The 17,918-nt window shown below is 64.6% G+C and carries 6 protein-coding genes; all 6 read right to left on the reverse strand.

The features are described 5' to 3' along the window. Positions 1-92 precede the first annotated feature (92 nt). Genes ACVWZ7_RS19455 through pglW form a run of 6 tightly spaced genes read right to left on the reverse strand, consistent with a single transcriptional unit; the run spans position 93 to position 17,882 of the window. Positions 93-2,225, reverse strand: coding sequence for a DEAD/DEAH box helicase (locus tag ACVWZ7_RS19455; RefSeq protein WP_456508789.1), 2,133 nt, complete (start codon positions 2,223-2,225; stop codon positions 93-95). Beyond that, a complete protein-coding gene (gene brxD / locus ACVWZ7_RS19460) occupies positions 2,222-3,574 on the reverse strand; it encodes a BREX system ATP-binding protein BrxD (RefSeq protein ID WP_456508790.1) in 1,353 nt (450 codons plus the stop codon). Before brxD ends, ACVWZ7_RS19455 begins: the two co-directional genes overlap by 4 nt. Further along, entirely contained in the window at positions 3,567-6,323 is a 2,757-nt protein-coding gene (pglZ, locus tag ACVWZ7_RS19465; protein WP_456508791.1) for a BREX-2 system phosphatase PglZ, read from the reverse strand. The genes brxD and pglZ overlap by 8 nt, the downstream gene beginning before the upstream one ends. Further along, positions 6,320-10,099 (reverse strand): DUF6079 family protein, encoded by a 3,780-nt coding sequence (locus tag ACVWZ7_RS19470; RefSeq protein WP_456508792.1) that lies wholly within the window; start codon positions 10,097-10,099, stop codon positions 6,320-6,322. Before ACVWZ7_RS19470 ends, pglZ begins: the two co-directional genes overlap by 4 nt. Next, the gene (gene pglX, locus ACVWZ7_RS19475) at positions 10,096-13,662 is read right to left on the reverse strand and encodes a BREX-2 system adenine-specific DNA-methyltransferase PglX (protein ID WP_456508793.1); all 3,567 of its coding nucleotides are present in this window, start codon (positions 13,660-13,662) and stop codon (positions 10,096-10,098) included. Before pglX ends, ACVWZ7_RS19470 begins: the two co-directional genes overlap by 4 nt. Continuing rightward, positions 13,659-17,882 carry a BREX system serine/threonine kinase PglW gene (gene pglW, locus ACVWZ7_RS19480; protein ID WP_456508794.1) on the reverse strand — a complete coding sequence of 1,408 codons (4,224 nt, stop codon included), beginning with the start codon at positions 17,880-17,882 and terminating at the stop codon, positions 13,659-13,661. The genes pglX and pglW overlap by 4 nt, the downstream gene beginning before the upstream one ends. Positions 17,883-17,918 lie beyond the last annotated feature (36 nt).

The raw sequence follows: 17,918 nt of genomic DNA on the forward strand, positions 1-17,918 counted from the left end.
GCTGTCGTTGGAGATTGCGCGTGGCATACGGAGAGCATATAGGCGCCGCATGGCCTTCGGGGATAGCTGGGTTCGACTCCCCGAATCTCGAACTAGACGGAAGCGACGGATCTTGCGGCGACCACCGAAACACCGACATGATCGCTGTTTCGCTCGGCGAGGGTGCTCACGGCCAATGAAGCGGGCAAGAGTTCTGCGAACTTCAGTGTTCTGAGCGCACGCTCATCAACCTGCGGCAGGAGCCTTTTTGGCTCGTCTTTGAGCATATCCCGGATCTCGCACACGGCCTCAGCAAGGGCCGGAGTGGTGGTGTCGCCCCGCAATCCGATTTGCCAATTGTTGTAGGCCCGCGATTCATCCAGCAACTCCGGCGCCAAGTCAAGCAGCCCCGCGACTAGGACGGCGTTCGCGCGGGCACCCGCCCAAGTCCACCAGCGAAGTCTCCCATTCGGCTCACGGACCAGGACTGTGGAACCATCCAGTACCCGCTGCGAATACTCCTCCCGGAGTTCGTCCAGCTTGGTCAGAGCCCTTTTGGACAGCAGCACGCCGGCGGGAGTGGCCCCGAGCAGCACCCTCCGCGTTGCATCACTCAGGGCATAGGACTCGGGCTGCGGCATGCTTGACCATTTGGAGTCCGCGGCGTTTGCCGACGGTTCAACGTAGGCGCGGTGACGCTTCCAGTCGACGTAGTTCACCTGCCATGCTCTGCCTCCGAGGGTAAGAAGCCTAGGACCGTCGACCTTGCGTTGCAGCACCATTGGGTCAACAGAGCCGATTTCCTCGCGACCGTGCAGAATGACTACCTGCGGGTCCGCAGTGAAAACGGCCATGAGGTCCCGGTAGTGGATACCGCCGTACTTTCGCTCAGCTGCCGGCCCCATGAAGAGCATCCCCTGGTCCGAATCGAGGTGTCCTGTTTCCACCAGCCACGTGGCGATCTCTTGCCACTCGCCCGGCGAGGCGAGTTCCAGTCCGGAGAACCACTCGTGCCAGGTATTGGCGCCCACCCGCCTCTCCTGCAGGGTTAACCCCAGCAGTTGTTGTGCAGCCACGTGCAACGGCGACGGCGGGGGAATGACCGGTTCAACATAGCCCTCAGACCAGAGCAACAGCAGGCCGCAGGCGCGAAGGAACTGCGCGTCGTCGGTGGACAGGAAAAGCATGTTCCGCTCGGTCCCAGGTCTGCGGCCGGTCCGACCGAGCCGCTGCAATACCGAGGCCACGGTGCGGGGTGCGCCGATCTGGACGACCCTATCGAGGTCGCCTACGTCGATGCCGAGTTCCAAGGTGGAGGTCGACACGATGACGCAGTCGCGGGCCTGCGAGAACGCTGTTTCCGCTTGCCTGCGAGCATCCACGGACAAGGAGGAGTGCGAGACGAAAGTCTCCACCTCAAGGTCGCGCAGCCCGAGCGACACCTTTTCCACCGTTCGCCGCGAATCGGCAAAGGCGAGCCGCTTTTCGCCGCGATGCAGGGCAGCGATCACTTTGGCTGCATTTAGATCGCTGCCTACGAAATCGAGCTGCATCTCCGGGACAACCGCCGAACCCCCGTCCGGAGCGATGACGGAGGCAGGTATCTCTGAGATCCGATTGCTGCCTTGCAGCCAAGTCAAGAGCTCCGGGGCGTTGCCTACTGTCGCGGACAGTCCAATCCGCTGGAGCGGGCGGCCAGCCAGCTTAGAAATGCGTTCCACAACTCCCAGTAGGTGCCAGCCGCGATCATCCCCGGCAAAGGCATGGACCTCATCGACGATGATGGCCCTCACGTCCGCGAACAGCGTCCGAGGGTCCGCCAGAGTGGACACCAGCATGGATTCGAGCGATTCGGGGGTGGTCAGCAGGATGTCCGGACGCTCGAAGATCTGGCGTCTGCGAACTCCTGCGGTGGTGTCGCCATGCCGTACCGCCCCGGTGCGCCCGAGCCAGCCGGCGTAGGAAGCGATCCGAGGCTCCAAGTTATTCAGCAGCGCGCGCAGCGGACACACGTAGAGTACCGAGGTACCGGTCCATCCCTCCTCTGCCATGCGGGTCAGCAACGGGAACAACGCTGCCTCTGTCTTACCGCCGGCAGTCGGAGCCAACATCAGGCAATCGTCGCCACGCAGGAGCGGGCCGATGGATTCAGACTGCAGCGGGCGCAGACTGCCCCAGCCCAGGGTGTTGGCGATGTGGTGCTGGACCACTGTGTTGAGCGCGTCGAAACCCGCTGGTTGAGTCATAGGTTGAGTTCGACGTCGTCCGCGGTCGCCGCATAGCCGCCGGCCACTCCGACGGGGCCGCCAACGGCGTTGCGTTCCTCGGGGCTTAGTTCCTCGCGGGCGAGGGTCAAGGCGTAGTGCTCGCGGGGGGCGAAGTCAGCGAACTGGTCAACCCGGTCCAACACGTCACCGATGAGTTTCTTCAGGAAGATTCTCGGCGCAATGCCGACCTTGCCGCCCAGACCGCCGGTCACCGCGCCGGCCAGATCAGAAACGTAGGGATCGTCGACGAGCTGGCGGATACGGTCAGGAGCGTCGGCGCCCAAAAGATAAAGGTCCCGTACCTTGATGCCCAACGCCTCGAGCGCTTCACGGTCGAAGCCTGCCAAACGGATCTGTACGGCTCGAGGGTTGTCGAAGCGCGAATCCGTGCCGAAATCCGTCGCCAGACGCTGTGCCAGGGGCGCCAAGCGCGGCACCCCCGACGGCCCGGTGAAGAAAGCCGGTGTCCCGGTCAGGACCAGATACAGCCCTGGGAACCGACCGAAATCCACTTCATCCATGAGCTGGCGCAGCGCGTTGAGGGCTTTGTCCCGCACATCCGAGCGCATCCGCTGCAGGGTCTCGACCTCGTCCAAAACCACCAGCAAGCCGGGATGCCCAGCGTCGCGCAGGATCAGCAGCAGACCCTGCAGGAATCCCAAGGCGCCGAAGTGGTCAAGATCGCCGCGGATTCCGGCCCCGCGCTTGGCCGAAGCGCCCACATGGGGCTGGCCACCGAGCCATGCGGCAAGCCCGTCCGCAACGGCAGCATCTCCAGCGGCTACGGCTGCCCGGTAACCGCGGAGTGCCTGGGCGAAGGCAGGAGTCTTCGCACTCACCTCGGCCAAACGCCGGTCCAGCAGCTCATCCGCGGCGGCCGCCAAGTCGCCCGCCGAAGCGGTAGCCAGCTCGGGGTCTGCGGCGATGGCATCGTCCTCGAGGGTGAACAGCCAGGCATCCAGGACGGAACGGAACGCGCTCGGCGCCACCGAGGCGGTGCGCAGCGATTCGGTAATCCGTCGGTAGACGGTTTCAAGCTTGTGCAGCGGGGTCTCGGTCTCGGAAATCTGCACTTCGGCGGCGGCGAAACCCTTTCTGAGAGCCTTCTCCGCAAGATGGCGGGTGTAGAAGGTCTTACCCGTACCGTACTCACCGCGAACTGCCTTGACCACGGCACCACCACCCGCGACTGTCTCAAGTTCCTCGTCGACGGCGCGCTGGAAACGATCCAGACCGACCGCGAGCAGGTCAAGTCCGTTGGAAGGGACCGTGCCACGCCGCAGGGCGTCGATCACTTCACGGCGCCTGCGGGGCGAGACTTCAGCCACGATCTGTCACCCCGAACTGCTCACGGAGCAGGCGTGCGTCCAGGACAAGCATAGAGCCGTCGACACGCAACACCCCGTAGCCTTCGACGTTGAGCAGCTGCTGCAGTTGGGCCACCGCCCCATCCATGCGCGTGGGGGCTACCTGAAGGACAACGGCGGCCGTCTCCTTGACCAGCCGGGTCCCCGGCACGGAGGCCAGAGCATCCAGCAGCGCAGCCACTTGGCTTTCGGTAACGGCGAGTCGGCCGGCGATGGCTTTCTGCGCCTTGAACGTGCCGGAAGATACGACGGCGGCGCCGATCCGCGGCGCGGCGGAGACCGGCTTGGGGGCGTCGAGGATGTCGAGCAGCGATGGGGTGTTGTCCTTGGCTGCCTTCGTCAGTCCGGCACCGGTACTTGCCGGGCGGGCCGCGGCGCCGCTGGCTGCGACCGACCACCACAGTGGTTTCTGTGACGGCGCCAGCTTCCACCCGTCGGGGACGTTATCGCCGGGAACCAAGACAACGACTGGAACCACGACCTCCGCGGGGGAAGCGCCTCCGTGGTATCCGGCCTTGATCGGTCCATAGCGCAGGGTTTCGTCCACGGCGAGTACTGCGCTGCCGCCTTCGGCAAGGACACGGCGGCCCTGGACCAGCACCTCGTCGTCACCGGCGGGAGGTTCCGGTGTTCGGGACCGTGCGCTACTCGTTTCACCGAACGCGCGCAGTTCCCCGCGGCGGCGCTCCACGATGTGCCCGTGATCGGACGTCATGACCACGTTGCGTCCGGCGGCCATCGCGGCGGATAGCAGCGGTCGCAGGTGCCGGATGGTGTCAGGCGTCCACGTGGTTCCGGCCGGGTCGCTCTTGTCGAGGGCGTCGTCGATGGTGTTCAGAACGCAGGCCACGAGCTGTGTCTGTGGGTCGGCGATGGAAACGGCAATGTCGTCTTGCAGAGCCAATCCTGGACGCGACGAATCCAGGGGAGCCTTATGAAACAGCACGGACTGGGAGATCCCGCCGGCGTTCGCCATTGCGGCGAAGCCTGACAATTCACGGGACTGTCCGCCTGAGGTCAGTTCGCCGCTGAACAGGGATGCGCGGCTGAGGTTCGTGAGTGTCGGCAGCACGGCCACGGCAGACCCGCGACGTTCTGCGGCAGCTGGGATGGCCTCGGACCAGCCCTCGTTGCCGTGCAACACGGTGGAGGTCAGCTCCGTGGCGGTGGCTGCGCTCATGCCGTCGAGGACCAGCAGCAGGGTGTTTTTCGCGCGCGCCAGCGGTAGCACTACCGAGGGCAGCAAACGCTCCAGGTGCCAGACTTGGTCTCCGGCGCCGTCCAAACGGCCCGTCGTCCGGCCCTCGTCCGAGGCGACTGACGCGGCCAGCAGGCGTGCGAAGGCCCGGTCGTGGCCGTGGCGTCGTTGCTCCGTGAGTCGCAAGACGGCGCCGAGACCTTCACCCAGACGCTGATCGCTGACGCCGCCCAACGCATCGTTATACGCGGCATCGACCCATGCATGGTCGCGGGCTTGCAGTTGCACCGCGGCGGCGAAACTGTCCGGCAGCACGTCATCGCGGCTGAGCCAGCGGGCCAGCCGGACGGCGGCACGGAACGGATCCACTCGGGGATCCCGGGCGTTCCCTCGTAACGGATACGCCAGGCGATGGGCTTCCACCCTCGACCAAGCCTCCTCCACGGCGTCGATTCCCGATGATGGGAAGGACCGGAGCGCTTCCGCGAGCCGGTGCAGCGACGCGCTGAGCCCGGCGGGGAGCAGTTGCGAATCGCTTCCCAAGTTGGCCGCTTGGACCTTGCCCAGCAAGCGATCAGCGGCCTGCAGCGCGGCATGGCCTTCCTGCCAGCGCGCCGGATCGTCCAGCTGAGCTTCGACAACGCTGCGCGCAACCTTGCCCAGCGCCGCCAGCATGGGCGGGGTGACCGCTTCGACGGAACCAGCCCACAAGTGTTCGAGCCTGGCGAGTGCCAGATGGGTGAGCTGCTGGTCGTGTGCAGTCCGTCCGGCCGTGCCGGTCAGAACATTGAGAACAATTCCGATCGGGACCGCCTCGGCGGCCCGGTCGGAGAGAAGCAACCGAAGCAGCGGTGTGCCTGCCTGCCCCGCACGATCCGTTAGCCACTGGAGGACGGCGTCGGCGAGTTCATTTCCGCCGAATTCGCGCAGGTCCGCCATGCGGTCCGCGGCATCGGATCTCGTGGTCCAGTCCAGAACGCTGAGGGCGTCCACCGGACCTCGCTGCAGTGCTAGCTGCCGCTCCGCAACCGACCCGAAGGCATGATCGATGGTCAAGACGGCACCCGGGGCGACGGGCCATCCCTCGTCGGGAGTTATGCGCAATAAGCCCTGCGCCACTGGTAACCGCTGCTTCAGCGAGGATAACGCCCGATCGATCCGGTCGGCGCCGAAACGCTCTTTAAGGGCCTCCCAGGCCCCCGGCGTCTGGAGCCTTTGATGGGCGAAATGACCCAGAATACCGGCGCCTAGGTCTTCCTCCGGCCGGTCGGTCAGGATCACGAGCCATTCCCCACGGGCGCGGTTTCGCAAGGCATCCCGGATGGCCAGCGAGGAGACGCATGGCAGGACGTGGACGGGTTCACCGGAATCCGCGAAGCGTCGTTCAGCGCCGGAGTCTGGGACCGCGCGGAGGCCGATCACCCGCTGGGTGCCGTGCTTGCGGGTCGCAGCAATAAGGGAACGGACGACGGCGGTGCTGACCGTTCCGGAGACGGTCGCCTGCGCATTCACTCGACGATCCTCCACTGCACTTCGATTCGTTTCCCAGGGTTCTCCCGCAGGAACTTTTGGAGCTCACCCATCGCGGTATTGGCATTGGCGGTCCGCCAAGCTCCGCCCGGCTGGCTATCCACGGGCGGGTCAGTCTTCGGAAGCGAGACATCGTCGGGTTTGATCGGATCTGGAACGACTGCCGGTGGGGGGACGAGGGGATCCGGGCCAACCACCGGGCGCGCCGGCGGCACGCGTGTGCTGGCAAGCCACTCGAATATTCTATCTTCGGCGGTCTTGAGCGCGTTCGTGCATGGGTAGGCGTGCTCATGGCCGTTCAGAGCGGTGGTGAGATGGTCGAGGATGTCTTGCGCGGCATCCGCGCGTTCACCCTGGTCGGCGGCGGCCGCGCGGATTGGCGTCAGCCGGTTCCATGAGAAGTCCGACAGGGCCGCGACAACGTCCTTGGCCCGGGTCAGTGACGCCGAAGCTTCCTCCGGCGTGGCCGAGAGGTTAAGCCCGGCCAGGGTCTGGATCAGCGTCACGCCATTTTGGTGCTGCAAGGCACCAAGGGCTTTCGCAATCCCGTCGGCGAGGACCAAACGGGCGCCCCCATGTGTTTTGAGCCGCGTGGCGGCAGACCGCAAAGCATTGACCAGCGCATCCGCCTCGACGACGCGCGTGCGTGCAAACGTGCGCGTAGCCTCAGCAAGGGTGGCGACTGCTGCAGGGGTTCGGTACTTGGGGGCTTCGATCGCAAATACGCGGCCCGCGGTTGCGCGGGCCGCCTCCCACTCCTGTTCGGTCGGCATGGGCTGCGGCCGCAGTTCCATGCTTGGCTGGAGCGATCCCGGCGAAGGAGCCGACGCCAGCGCACCACCGTGGTTGAACCAGGCACGCTGGCGCAGCAGACCCCACGCAATCACTATCAGGTCGGAGACTTCGTTGCGAAGCCCGTGGGCCGGTTCGACATCGGCGATGATTTCGCGCAACTTCGAAACCGTGACAGCATCGTCGTTGCCGATGTCCGCACGCGAGAGCCCTTGCTCAAGCGCGGCGCCCCAAGGACCGAAGCGGCCGTCGCCGAAGAGGAAGTGGGTTTCTCCTGCGAGCCCAACTTCGAGCGGGTTGGCGATCCGGCGGACCGTCCGTGCGTCGCCTGGGTAAGGGGCGCGGCCCTCCGGGTCTGCGGCCGCGGCCTCGATTGCGGCGGCTACGGCCTTGAGGTCAGCGATGCGGAGCTCGGTGTCCTCCGGTTCGAAGCGGGGGTGACCAGGATAAGCGGATTCGAAAGCTCGATTCACCAACTGCCTGAAGCCTGCCCCGAGGGTGGCCCCGACGGGCGGCTGCGGCACGTATTCAGGATCCAGGGAGTACAGGACCTCCACATGCGCGGGATCCTCGAGCAGGGTCCCGGGTGCGGGTGTCGCCGCGCCGTAAGCCTGCTGGATGATGCGAAGCAATCCCTCGCGAAGGGCCGCTTGCTGAGATTCGAGGATGCCGCGGGCCTGTTGGCGGTCGATCTCACTGAGGTGGTTCGCGTGGCTGTTCCAACGGTCTCCGGTGCCCTCCAGAAGCCAGTCCAACACGACGAGCCGACGCAGGTCGCGCATGGATTCCGCGGAGAGGAAACGCGGCAACCAGACCACAGTGCGTGCGGTGAAATTGCGGGCGCGCAAATTCTCGATGCGCTCGATGTCTTCGGTGGCAGTGTGCTGTTCTTCGTCGAAGGGGTGGTCGATGACGAAGCGCCACGCGCCGGCCCCGGAACGGAAATGCTCATCCGTGAGCCAGCCGGCGTCGCGCACGTTGCCGAAGACCAGTTCAACCTCGCGCTTGGAACCACGCCACACGACGGGATGCCGGTAAACGTTCCAGGCGTCGGGGTTGCCGAGTTCAAGGCCGAGCCCTTCGGCGACCAGCTTGCGAATCAGTTCGCGTTGGCGCCCGGGGTTGTCCTCGCCCCTGGCCTTTTCTACGATCGATTCGTAGTCCACGTTGGACAGCTGGACCCGGATGATGGGGTTCAACGGTTCAGAGCCCACATGTATTTCGGGCACCTCGCGGGACCAGTTCTTCACCTTGGCCAGCACGATGTTGGCCTCACCACCGGGCAGCGGGGACGCGATCGAGCCGTGGTTGAGCGAGGCGAGCCGGGCCGCGGTCAGCGCCTTCAGCGCGGGGACGTTGGGGGCGACAGCTGAGAGCAGCAGTGTTTTGGCGAGCCGGTCATCCGCGCGAAATGCGAGGGTCAGCCGGGACGGATCCTGCAAATCGGAGGCGGCAAGGTGGTGGGTGGAGAGAATCTTGGGCAGCAGCTTGTCCTGGTACAGCTGGGTGGCAGAGCGGAAGAGCGCCGCAGCCTGCGCGTCAAGGGCCGCCCCGGCCTGACCCTTAACGATGTAATCGAAGCTGTCCCCAACGGGGATGACATCCTCGATGCTCATCGTGTTCCGGCGGTCAACCAGCATCTGCTGCATGACCTTCAGCGCCGTGCGGTCGCGCTGCATGACGCTGGCCAGGGAACGCAAGGTGGAGACCAGGGCGGGAGCGAAGGGGTAGGTCAGCCGGAAGGCCTTCTCATCCGAACCACGGTGCTGGTCATCTGAGTTGACCCCGTCGAGCAGCACGTCCCAGACCTTGGGGTTGCGGTCCAGCCGGGTGAAAGCATCGTCGACGGACTGCCTGGCGGTGTCGTCCGTGGGCTTCAGGAGGCGCTTGCTGGCGACGAACGGGAGATTGTCATCACCCAGTTCAATCTTTGCGAAGCGTCCCTCCTGGTGCCGGAACGCGGATTCGAGCGCCTCCTGCTGGACACCGTTTGCACCGGCGTCTGCGAACCACTTGCGCAGGTCCATCTGCCTGGCCACAAAGGAGACCAGGGGAGCGTCGAGGCTGCCGTAGGAGCCCTCCACCAGTTTGGTCAATTTCTGGGATTCACGGCGAAAGAACTCGGGCTCGTGCATGCCGAAGGCGAGCCAGAGGACCAATTCGTCGAGGAACAGAACGACGGCGTCGTACCCGAGCGCCTTGGCGTGTGATGACATGATGGACAGGCCGGTATCCAAGTTCACGTACTGGCCGGACCGAACGACGTCCTTGTAGTACGTTCCCATCAGAGAGCTGACAAGCGACAGTCGTTCCGCACTCTGCGCCGGGGAGGTGCGGGCAGCCTGGTAGCGCTCAAGGCTCCAGCCAGTGGCGCCGAGCAAGCCAGAGAACTCATCGAACTCGTCGTCGGCCCCTTCGCCGCCGAGCCCCTTGAGGAACGCGGTATTTCCAAATTGGAGACGTAAATTCTCGGCACCCTCAAGGAGGGCATCGGAGGCGAAGAGCGCCGGCAGGGAAGCGTCCGGGTGCGCGGCCTGGATATGACGGACGTAAGCGTCGAAGATGACCTGTTCCATGGACTGGCCGTCCAAGAAGTGGAAAGCCAACGGCAGTATGTTCCTGCCGGACAGCACAGCGTCGTGCCGGGCGACGGTCTCTTGGAGTTCAACGACAGATCGGGCTTTCGGATCGTGGCGCAGCAGGGCATGGAGGACAGCCATAAAGTGGGACTTACCGGAGCCGAAGGACCCGGTCAGGAACGATCCGCGGTTGATTCCGGTGGTCAGCGCATCGGACACCAGCCCCAGCGCGGAATCGAAAGCGTCGACGAGTGACGGAGTGACCACGTAGTCGTCGAGGGCGTGCCGGGCGCCGTCGCCGCTGACGGCGTCGGTGAGGCGGAGGACATAGTCCTCGACGCCTGCGCGTTCGGGGATGTCGAAGACGTCGCGAAGCAGGATGGTCATGCGTTCTCCTTGATGGCGCGGCGGCCGCGGGTGGCCGGGGCGGGACGCCAGGCCTTCAGGTCGGTGGTCGAAACGTTGAGTTGGGTCATCCGTTCTTCTAGCTGTGCAGAACAGAAGTCGGCCATGCTCATGCCGAAGGTTGGGTCCAGATCGGCATGCCACTGCTTAACCCAGGGCAGTACTTCGGCCATGCCGGCAATGAGCGGAACCAGCTGGCTGTCATCAGCGCCTTCGGTGATCCGTTCGTCCATGATGGTGGCCAGGACAAGGAACTGCTGGGCGTGGTCCCAGCCGGCCCAGCCCAAAAGCAGCGTCGGGTCGGTGGAACGCCCGGCGTCCGGGTACAGGATGAAGCGTTCCTTGGGCACGTCAAGCTTCCCGCGGGCCTGCCACCAGGACGCCTTCCGGAAATCGGCGGTGGCGTACTTGGGCGGCACCGGGATCTTACCCACGTCCTCGCCGTTGTCTTCGCGGCGTTGCAGCTCCCACGTTTCCTCCCACGTTTCGCGCTTCCGCAGACCGGAGTCCTTGAGTCGCTGGGCAGCGAGGTAGGGAACGGCCTCGTCGGTCAACAGTTTGGTGAGGGCCTTGGTGACGTCGACGTCGACGGTGCGGTCCCAGAGTGCAAGGACACTGACCAGATCCGGGTTGCGGGAGACCATGTCAGCGACATGTGAGATGCTGCGAGAGACCGGGCGGTCGTGCGCGTCAAACCAGTACGAGCGGTCCTCGAGTCTGTCCAGCAGCCAGCGACGCAGTGCCTGGTCCTGCTGTTTGTCCCACTGATCGGTTGCCCAGCGTCGTTTGAATTCGGGCTTCTCCAGCAGGCGGATGCTCGGATTTGACTCGATGGCATCGAGCCGACGCTGGACGAGTGCCCGGTAGTCCTCTGGCCATTCAACCGGGATCTCGGTGAGGGGCGGAGAGCCATGCCGGGTGAACCAAGTGGAGTCGGAGGTGCCAATGTCGATTCCTCGTGCGAGCGTGATTTCGAAGGCGCGCTGTCCCAGCTTGACCTCTGGCAATGACTCACCCTTGTACGTGAGGTCGTCATCGATCAGGCCGTAGAGGCCGTAGGTCTCCCAATCCAGTTCCTCCTGAGTCGCCACCATTTGCCCACGGAGCATTTGTGACTTCCGCTCTGCGGCCGACAGGGCAGACGCAGAAGGTAGCGAGCTGTCCACTACCGAAAAGGGCGATGTCCTTGACAAGGAACGCGCAAGGCTGTCTAGTTGGCGCCCAGATTCGATCGGCAGACGATCTGGCAGGGGGACGTCAGAAACATTAGCTCCATTAAATTGATACCTGTCTGACCACGGTTGTTGTGACACTCTTGCTCCGTCAGCGCCAACGGGGTCCCCGCCCTTCGGGTAGCAGTTTTGCTTCAACCAGAAGCAAACAGTCGATGAGTTGAGTACGCCGAGCAATGCAACGTGCTCTTCCTCGGAGGCGCCCTCGGGAAGCTTGATTACAGGGGCTGTCTGTTTGAAGACCTTGTCACCCCGGTCGAGCACAAAGTGGTTATGCGTCGCGACTTCAGCGAAGGTGATCGACAGGGGCGTCCGCATTTTCGACGAGTAGCATTCGAGATGGTCGTACCAAGGCCGCTTTCTGTCCGTCAAGGATTGCCCAAAAATGACACGTTGAGACAGCACGGAGCGCAATGGCCACAAGCAACTCTTTACGACAGGGTGCGACTCAGGAATCCATGATGGTTTGAAAACATCGTCGTACGGCCACCAGATGAGGGCTCCGCCTGTGAGACCGTAATCTCGAACGTTTTCCCCAACGACAATGGTACGAACATGGTCAAGCTGGCCGAGTGATCTAGCACGCGAGTCGGTTGTGAACCAGCCGTCGTCCTCGCCGACCACAGTCGTCCGACCAATACTGGCGGACCAGTCGGAGAGGTGGGATCTGTTCTTATTGAGGACCGTCAAGAGACTCGAAGCACCTCCACCGCTAAGGCTCCATGGATGAGTTGCCAGTCGCTGTCGATCGAGGTCGGTGACAGAGATCCACTGGTCGTCGTAGCCAGGCTGATCTAGGTGATCAGTGATCGCCCGCCAGACCAGGCCGGAGGCGGGGTCCTCCGGCCGTCCTGGCTCGCCTTGTACTCCAAGAACGGCGCGGACGCTTTGGCTGGTGGGTCGCTGGTGCTTGCCGATGAGGATGACGGTCGGCGTGCCGTGGCCGGGGATGTAGGCGCCCGAAGTGTCGACGACCAGGCGCAGATCTTGACGGGTGAGGTACTCCTCGATGATCTTGGACCCGAACTCGCGCTTCATGAAGGAATTTGAGGTAATCTGCCCAGTCCATCCCGCGGGCTGTGAATCGGTGGCGTGTCTCGCCAGACCGAAGAAGCGCTCCATGAACGGCACGGTCAAGGCATAGGTTCCCTTGCACGTCTCGTATAGGTTGCGGTAGGCGGCATTGAGTGTCTTGTCTTTGACTGTGATGTAGGGCGGGTTCCCGACCACAACATCGTATTGGCCCGGCTTTAGGAGGCGCTTGAGCTGCTCAAGGTCTTCGGTGGCATAGGCGAATCCGGACAACTCCGCGTCGGCGTCGAAGCCTTCGAACTGGAACTCGCGCTGCACTTGGCCATGTAACAGCGAGTCGCCGGCGGCCAGATGGAAGCTGAAGTCGGGGGCGCGTTCCAGATCGAGTTCTCCGGTTGCCTGTAGTGCGGCGATGGTCAGTCGGAAGCGGGCGATGGCCACGGCGAAGGGGTTCAAGTCAACGCCGTGGATGGCGTTGAGGGCCTTTTGCACCCGCTCGCGGGTTTCCATATTGGGTGCCTTGGCGCTCCACTCGTCCAGCAACCGTTGGAATCCGCCCAGGAGGAAGTGTCCGGATCCGCAGGTCGGGTCGATGAGCTTGAAGCCCTCCAGCGGGCGCTCGGCCAACGCAGGGGTGAGAGTCTGGTCGAGGATGAACTCTTCGACAAACTCGGGGGTTTGGAGCAGGGCGAATGTCTTCTTCGCGTACTCGGAGAGGTCCTGGTAGAGATCGCCGAGGAAGCGGGTGGAGAGCCCGCTGTCCTGGAAGTCGTAGAGTGGAACGCCGGCTTCGTCGGTGGCGCGCCAGAAATCCAGGATTTCCTTCGCCATGGCGCCGGACGGAGACACCTGCCAAAGTGCGGCGTGCTCGTCGACCAGAGCGGTGGTGGCCGGGAAGGACTGCAGGTGGGTGACGCCTTCCAGAATCCACTCACGCCAGGTGTTTTCCGGGTGGGCGCGGAAATAAGCGTTCTCGGCGTCGAACGCTTCCTGCCGGCGGGCGCCGGGACCGGCGATCCAGACCTTGGAGAGCAGCGCGTTGTCCTCGCAGAAGCGCAGGAACACCGTGGTCAGGACCCAGCCGACTGCGGCCTGTGTGATGCGGTCGTCGCGCCAGCTGACCCAGGCGGAAGAAGTGCGTTCGGCGCGCAGCGCGTCCGCGTGCTCGGACTGCCATCGGGCCTTGAGCTCCGGATCTTCGTCCAGCCGGGTGCGCAGGTCGTCTTCGACCCGGAGCACCAGCTTCTGCAGCTTGGGGGTGAGGCTCTTGCCAATGGTCATGCGGTGGCTCCTTCGACGGCTGCCGGAATGAGGTCTGTCTGGGCGTCAATCCAGGCGGTATCGACACGAAGATACTGGTTGGGGGACGTCTGAACCGAGACGCCGTCGAGCAGCGGTCCCTGGTTCGCTCGGACCTGGGGCAGGATAACCCACACCGCCTGGCCGCGCGGGGTGGCCAGATCGCTCCAATGCCGGATGAAGTCAGCATGTCCATAGCGGACCAGGGGAGAGGCTTCGACGATAACGACCGGCCGGGGTCCCCGTCCGGGAATGTCGGCAGCCGCCCCTGCGATGGCCGCCTCGACAACGGGCATGGCCAGCTTCACCGCTGCGGCCACACCGCGGGTAGCCCGGTCGTTCTCGGGCTGTGCGTCCGCGCGCACCAGAGCCTCCCAAGACGGGAAACCTTCCTGGAGGCTCAGGGACTTCAACTCATCCAACAGTAGGGCGGTGACATCGATCCGCTGGGCATGGAACTCCTTTTGCAGCCGTATGGCCAGCGTGTCGCAAAGGTCGGCTCTTGCCCCCAAAGCTAGGAAGGAGCGCTGGCTGATGCTATCGCGCAGCCTTGACTCCGGGGTGGGTTCGCTCGCGAACAGGCCGCCTGTATGCGTTCCCGTGCCCAGACGGGAGGAACTGCCCTGGGACGGCTCCGCGATGGTGGGGGCGCCGTAGGTCCCGGATGCGGGGTCGTGGGCCAGCTCCAGACCGGCCTCGCGGAGCAGCTCCGCGAGGCGTCCCGACGTCGGAAGAGCCGGCACGGCGGGGAAGCGGACGCGGACGCGGTCAGCGATTTCGCGGGGCGAGAGGCGCTGCGGGCCCGCAACCCCACTCAGTGCCAGCCCAAGCGCCTCGACCTGGGACAGGTCCCTGTCGTGCAGTTCGCCGCTGCCGGACGCGGCCGCTTGGCGGGACAACCCGGCCGCCAAACGCGCCAGCCGGACCCGCTCGCGCAGTAACGCGTCGTCGACACCCGCGGCGTCGAGGATGGCGGACAGCCGCTGGTGGACGCGTTCGGCAGGAACTACGGCGGGCTGCGCCGTCGACTCAGCGAGCAGTGAGTCGGCTTCGCGGCCCAGTCGTTCTGCCGCATCCAGCAGTGGGGTCTCACGAGCGATCAGCATCACTTTGCCGTCCCGGCGGCGCAGCTCCAGTGGATCATCGTTGGAGTCCGCGCGCTTCAGGGCGCGCTGGCGGTCCACGACTATCCGCAGCAGACCGCGGGCTATGCGTTCGTTCTCGCCAGTGCGCTCGGACTCGACCGTGGTCTGGGCCAGTACTTCCTTGGCGAGTTCATCGATGGTGGCGGCCCCACCGAGCGCATTCAGGCGCTGGTTCACCACGGTGGATAGGTGGCGAAGGAAGTCCAGCACCGGTTTGTCCTCGGCCCAGGAAGTCTGGAGTTTCCCAACGAGCTGGTTGGCGCCGGCGGCGGTGACCGGGTTCGGAAGGTGGGCGCCCAGTTGTGCCTGGGTGGCAAAGGCGTCCACGTCGCCGTACGTGCCGAGGATCAGGCCGGCGGCCGCGCGGGACTGAAGTGCCTTTCGTGTGCCGGCGGCCTCGATGAGCCTTTCGGCAAGGGCAAGCACTGAGGGAAGCGGGGCGGTGCCTGGGGTCCTTTGCTTGGCCTTTTCGCCGAACTTCTCCCGCCACGCCAAGGCCCGGGTGGACACCTCGCGTTTGGTGGCATGGGCTACCCCCCGCAGGGCGTTCAGCCGGACCGGATCAACCGCCGTGAGTTCCCCGACGGTGCTGACGCCAAGCGGTTCCAGAGCGGAGAGGGCGCGGGCAGAAAGGCCCGACTGCTCCAGCGGCGTGGCCGGTGTTGCCACGGCTGCGAGTTCGTCCGAGTTCTCCGGGGCGGTGGTGGCGTCCGTCGGGAACGCAGCCCGCCAGTTCTCCAGCATCTCCGTAGCGGTGTCATGGCGTCGCTTGGCCTCGCGGGCCAGCGCCGTGCGGAAGAAGGAGACGAGGCGTGGTGCGATGGCCCGGTCGAAGTCGTGGGCCTCGATGCTGGCTTCGTCTGGCACGGATGCGGGGTTGGCCAGCGGATCGCCATAGAACGGCGTGTGGCCGGTTGCCATTTCGAACAGCACGACGGCGGCCGAGTATCGTTCCGCGGCGGAATCGAAACGGCTCCGAAGACCGCCAAGGAACGGATCCAGATATGGAGGGGTGCCGGCAGCGATGTCCGATGCCGCAGCCCGGGACAGAGAGAAGTCGAAGAGCACGAGGTGTTTGCCACTGCGCTCCGCACGAACGCCCAAGTTACCCGGCTTGATGTCCCGGTGATCAACACCGTCCTTGTCTAGCTGGACCAGTGCCTCCAGCAGGTCCCGACCCAGCCTTTCCAACAGGTCCAGCGAAAGGCGCTTACGCTCGCGCAGCAGCTCGCTGAGCGTTTGATCGCCGGCGCTCTCCAACAACAGGGCTGAGCGGTCGCCCAGGGCAATGGGCCCGTCGAGGATCTTGACCAGACGTGGGCCGGAGAGTGCATGCAACACCGCGGCCTCTTCGTGGAGCCGGTGGGCAGCCTTGGAGTCCACCGCGACCTTCAGGACCCGCTGCGCGCCGTCGTCGTCCGAGTCTTTGACCAGCAGCCCGACGGCAGTCGAACCGCGCCCGAGCCGGCGAAGGACAGTAAATCGTCCGTCAGCCAAAACCGTGCCTGGAGCAGCGTCTACGGCGTCGACGTCCTCGCTTGCGACTGCGGATGGCGCCGGGGAATCGAACAATGCGTCCAGGAACTTACCGACGCCGTCGACCCGCTCGCTGGGGGCGGGCCTGGTGGCACCCAGCACGGCTTCGCGAATGCTCGGCGAGATCGAGGGCAGTTCGAGGGACAGGTCTAGGCCACGCTGATTCCGCAGCCGCTCCGCAAGGACCAGCGATGAATCAGCGGGACGTTGCGACGCGAGGATGAAGTAGGCCAGGGCGCCAAGAGAAAAGACGTCCACCCGGATACGATCTGCTGATTCCGGTTGCCAGCGTCCCTCTGGGGCTTCAAAGGCTTCAGTAAGCCACGCGTCTGCCTGATTGGGGTCTGGCCTGCGGTCCAGCAGTGAAGTGACGCCGTCGGCGGCTTGGCCGGTGAGGACCTGGCCTGAGGCCAAGCCGGCGCTCTGCCAGTCGCCAATAAGGACTTTGGGCTGTCCGTGAACCGTCGTGACCCAGACGGCCTTCGGACTCAGGCCGCGGTGGACCACCTGGTTGCGGTGCGCGTAGTCGAGTGCTTCTGCCAGCTGACGGATAATGGACAAGCGCTGATCCAGAGGGAGCCCGTTAGGCTGCCCGGCGAGCCAGAGGTCCAGCCGCTGCATGCCATCGGAATAGTCGTAAACCAATCCGACACCGAGTTCGGAATCGACCAGATCGCGGGGCCGCAAGAGCCCATCGTGCGACAGCCGGCTCATGAGCCGGAACTCGTGTTCGGCGATCTTGTAGTTACGGCTGGCTACGGACTGCGATGTTCCCGGCGGCGTGACCTGGAAACGGATCCGGACCGTTTCCTGCTTGGAGACTTTGTGATAGCCACTCCAGTCCTGCCAACCTGGGCCCTCGTCGAGGGCCCCATCTTCGATGATCCACGACCCGGCCTCCCGCTCGCGACGCTGGACCAGGCCGATGCGGGCCATGAGGTCTACGAGGATCGCTTCCTGGTTCTGGCCGATGGCGGCATTGGCACGTGGTTCCTGACCGATGAGGTCGCTGATGCTGGGAAGATGGCTGGCAGCTTCCGCTTCATCGAGTCCATAGAGACCAAGGGCCGAGGACGGCGGGAGTTCGCTGACAAACCTTGGGTGGTGAAGGAAGACTGCCTGGCTGACGAAGGGGACGATGCTGCGCTCGTCTTCAATGTGGACGCCTTTTTCGCGCGCCCAGTCAGCCAATGCGTCTTTGAGCTTTGAGGCCAGGTACTGGGCTTTACGTCGGGCCAGCAACAGTGGTGACGGTTCCGCGCGTCTTCCGTCACGGAGCCACTGCGTGTCATTCCCGGTCAGTCGGCCGGAGTAATACTTGAGCTCGAGGAGGTGCAGGCCGCCTCGGCCGAGTAACAGAGCGTCGACTTCGTGCCAGCCACCGCGGCCGTCCCGGAACTCGAAGTTGCTCCATACCCGGTAGGGGCTCTGCGCCGGGATCTTGCTCTTGAGGTAGGCGAGGCCCTCGATCTCATGCGGGAACTGCGAATCGCTTACTTCGATCCAGCGGTCTTGCTCCACACCAGTTCCCCCATGAGACTTGCAACCATACTTTGA

It is taken from the genome of Arthrobacter sp. TE12232 (assembly GCF_054062615.1).

Coding starts and splice junctions, on each gene's coding strand:
- pglX (WP_456508793.1), bottom strand. CDS start 13,662: ATGACCATTGGCAAGAGCCTCACCCCCAAGCTGCAGAAGCTGGTGCTC.
- ACVWZ7_RS19470 (WP_456508792.1), bottom strand. CDS start 10,099: ATGACCATCCTGCTTCGCGACGTCTTCGACATCCCCGAACGCGCAGGC.
- ACVWZ7_RS19455 (WP_456508789.1), bottom strand. CDS start 2,225: ATGACTCAACCAGCGGGTTTCGACGCGCTCAACACAGTGGTCCAGCAC.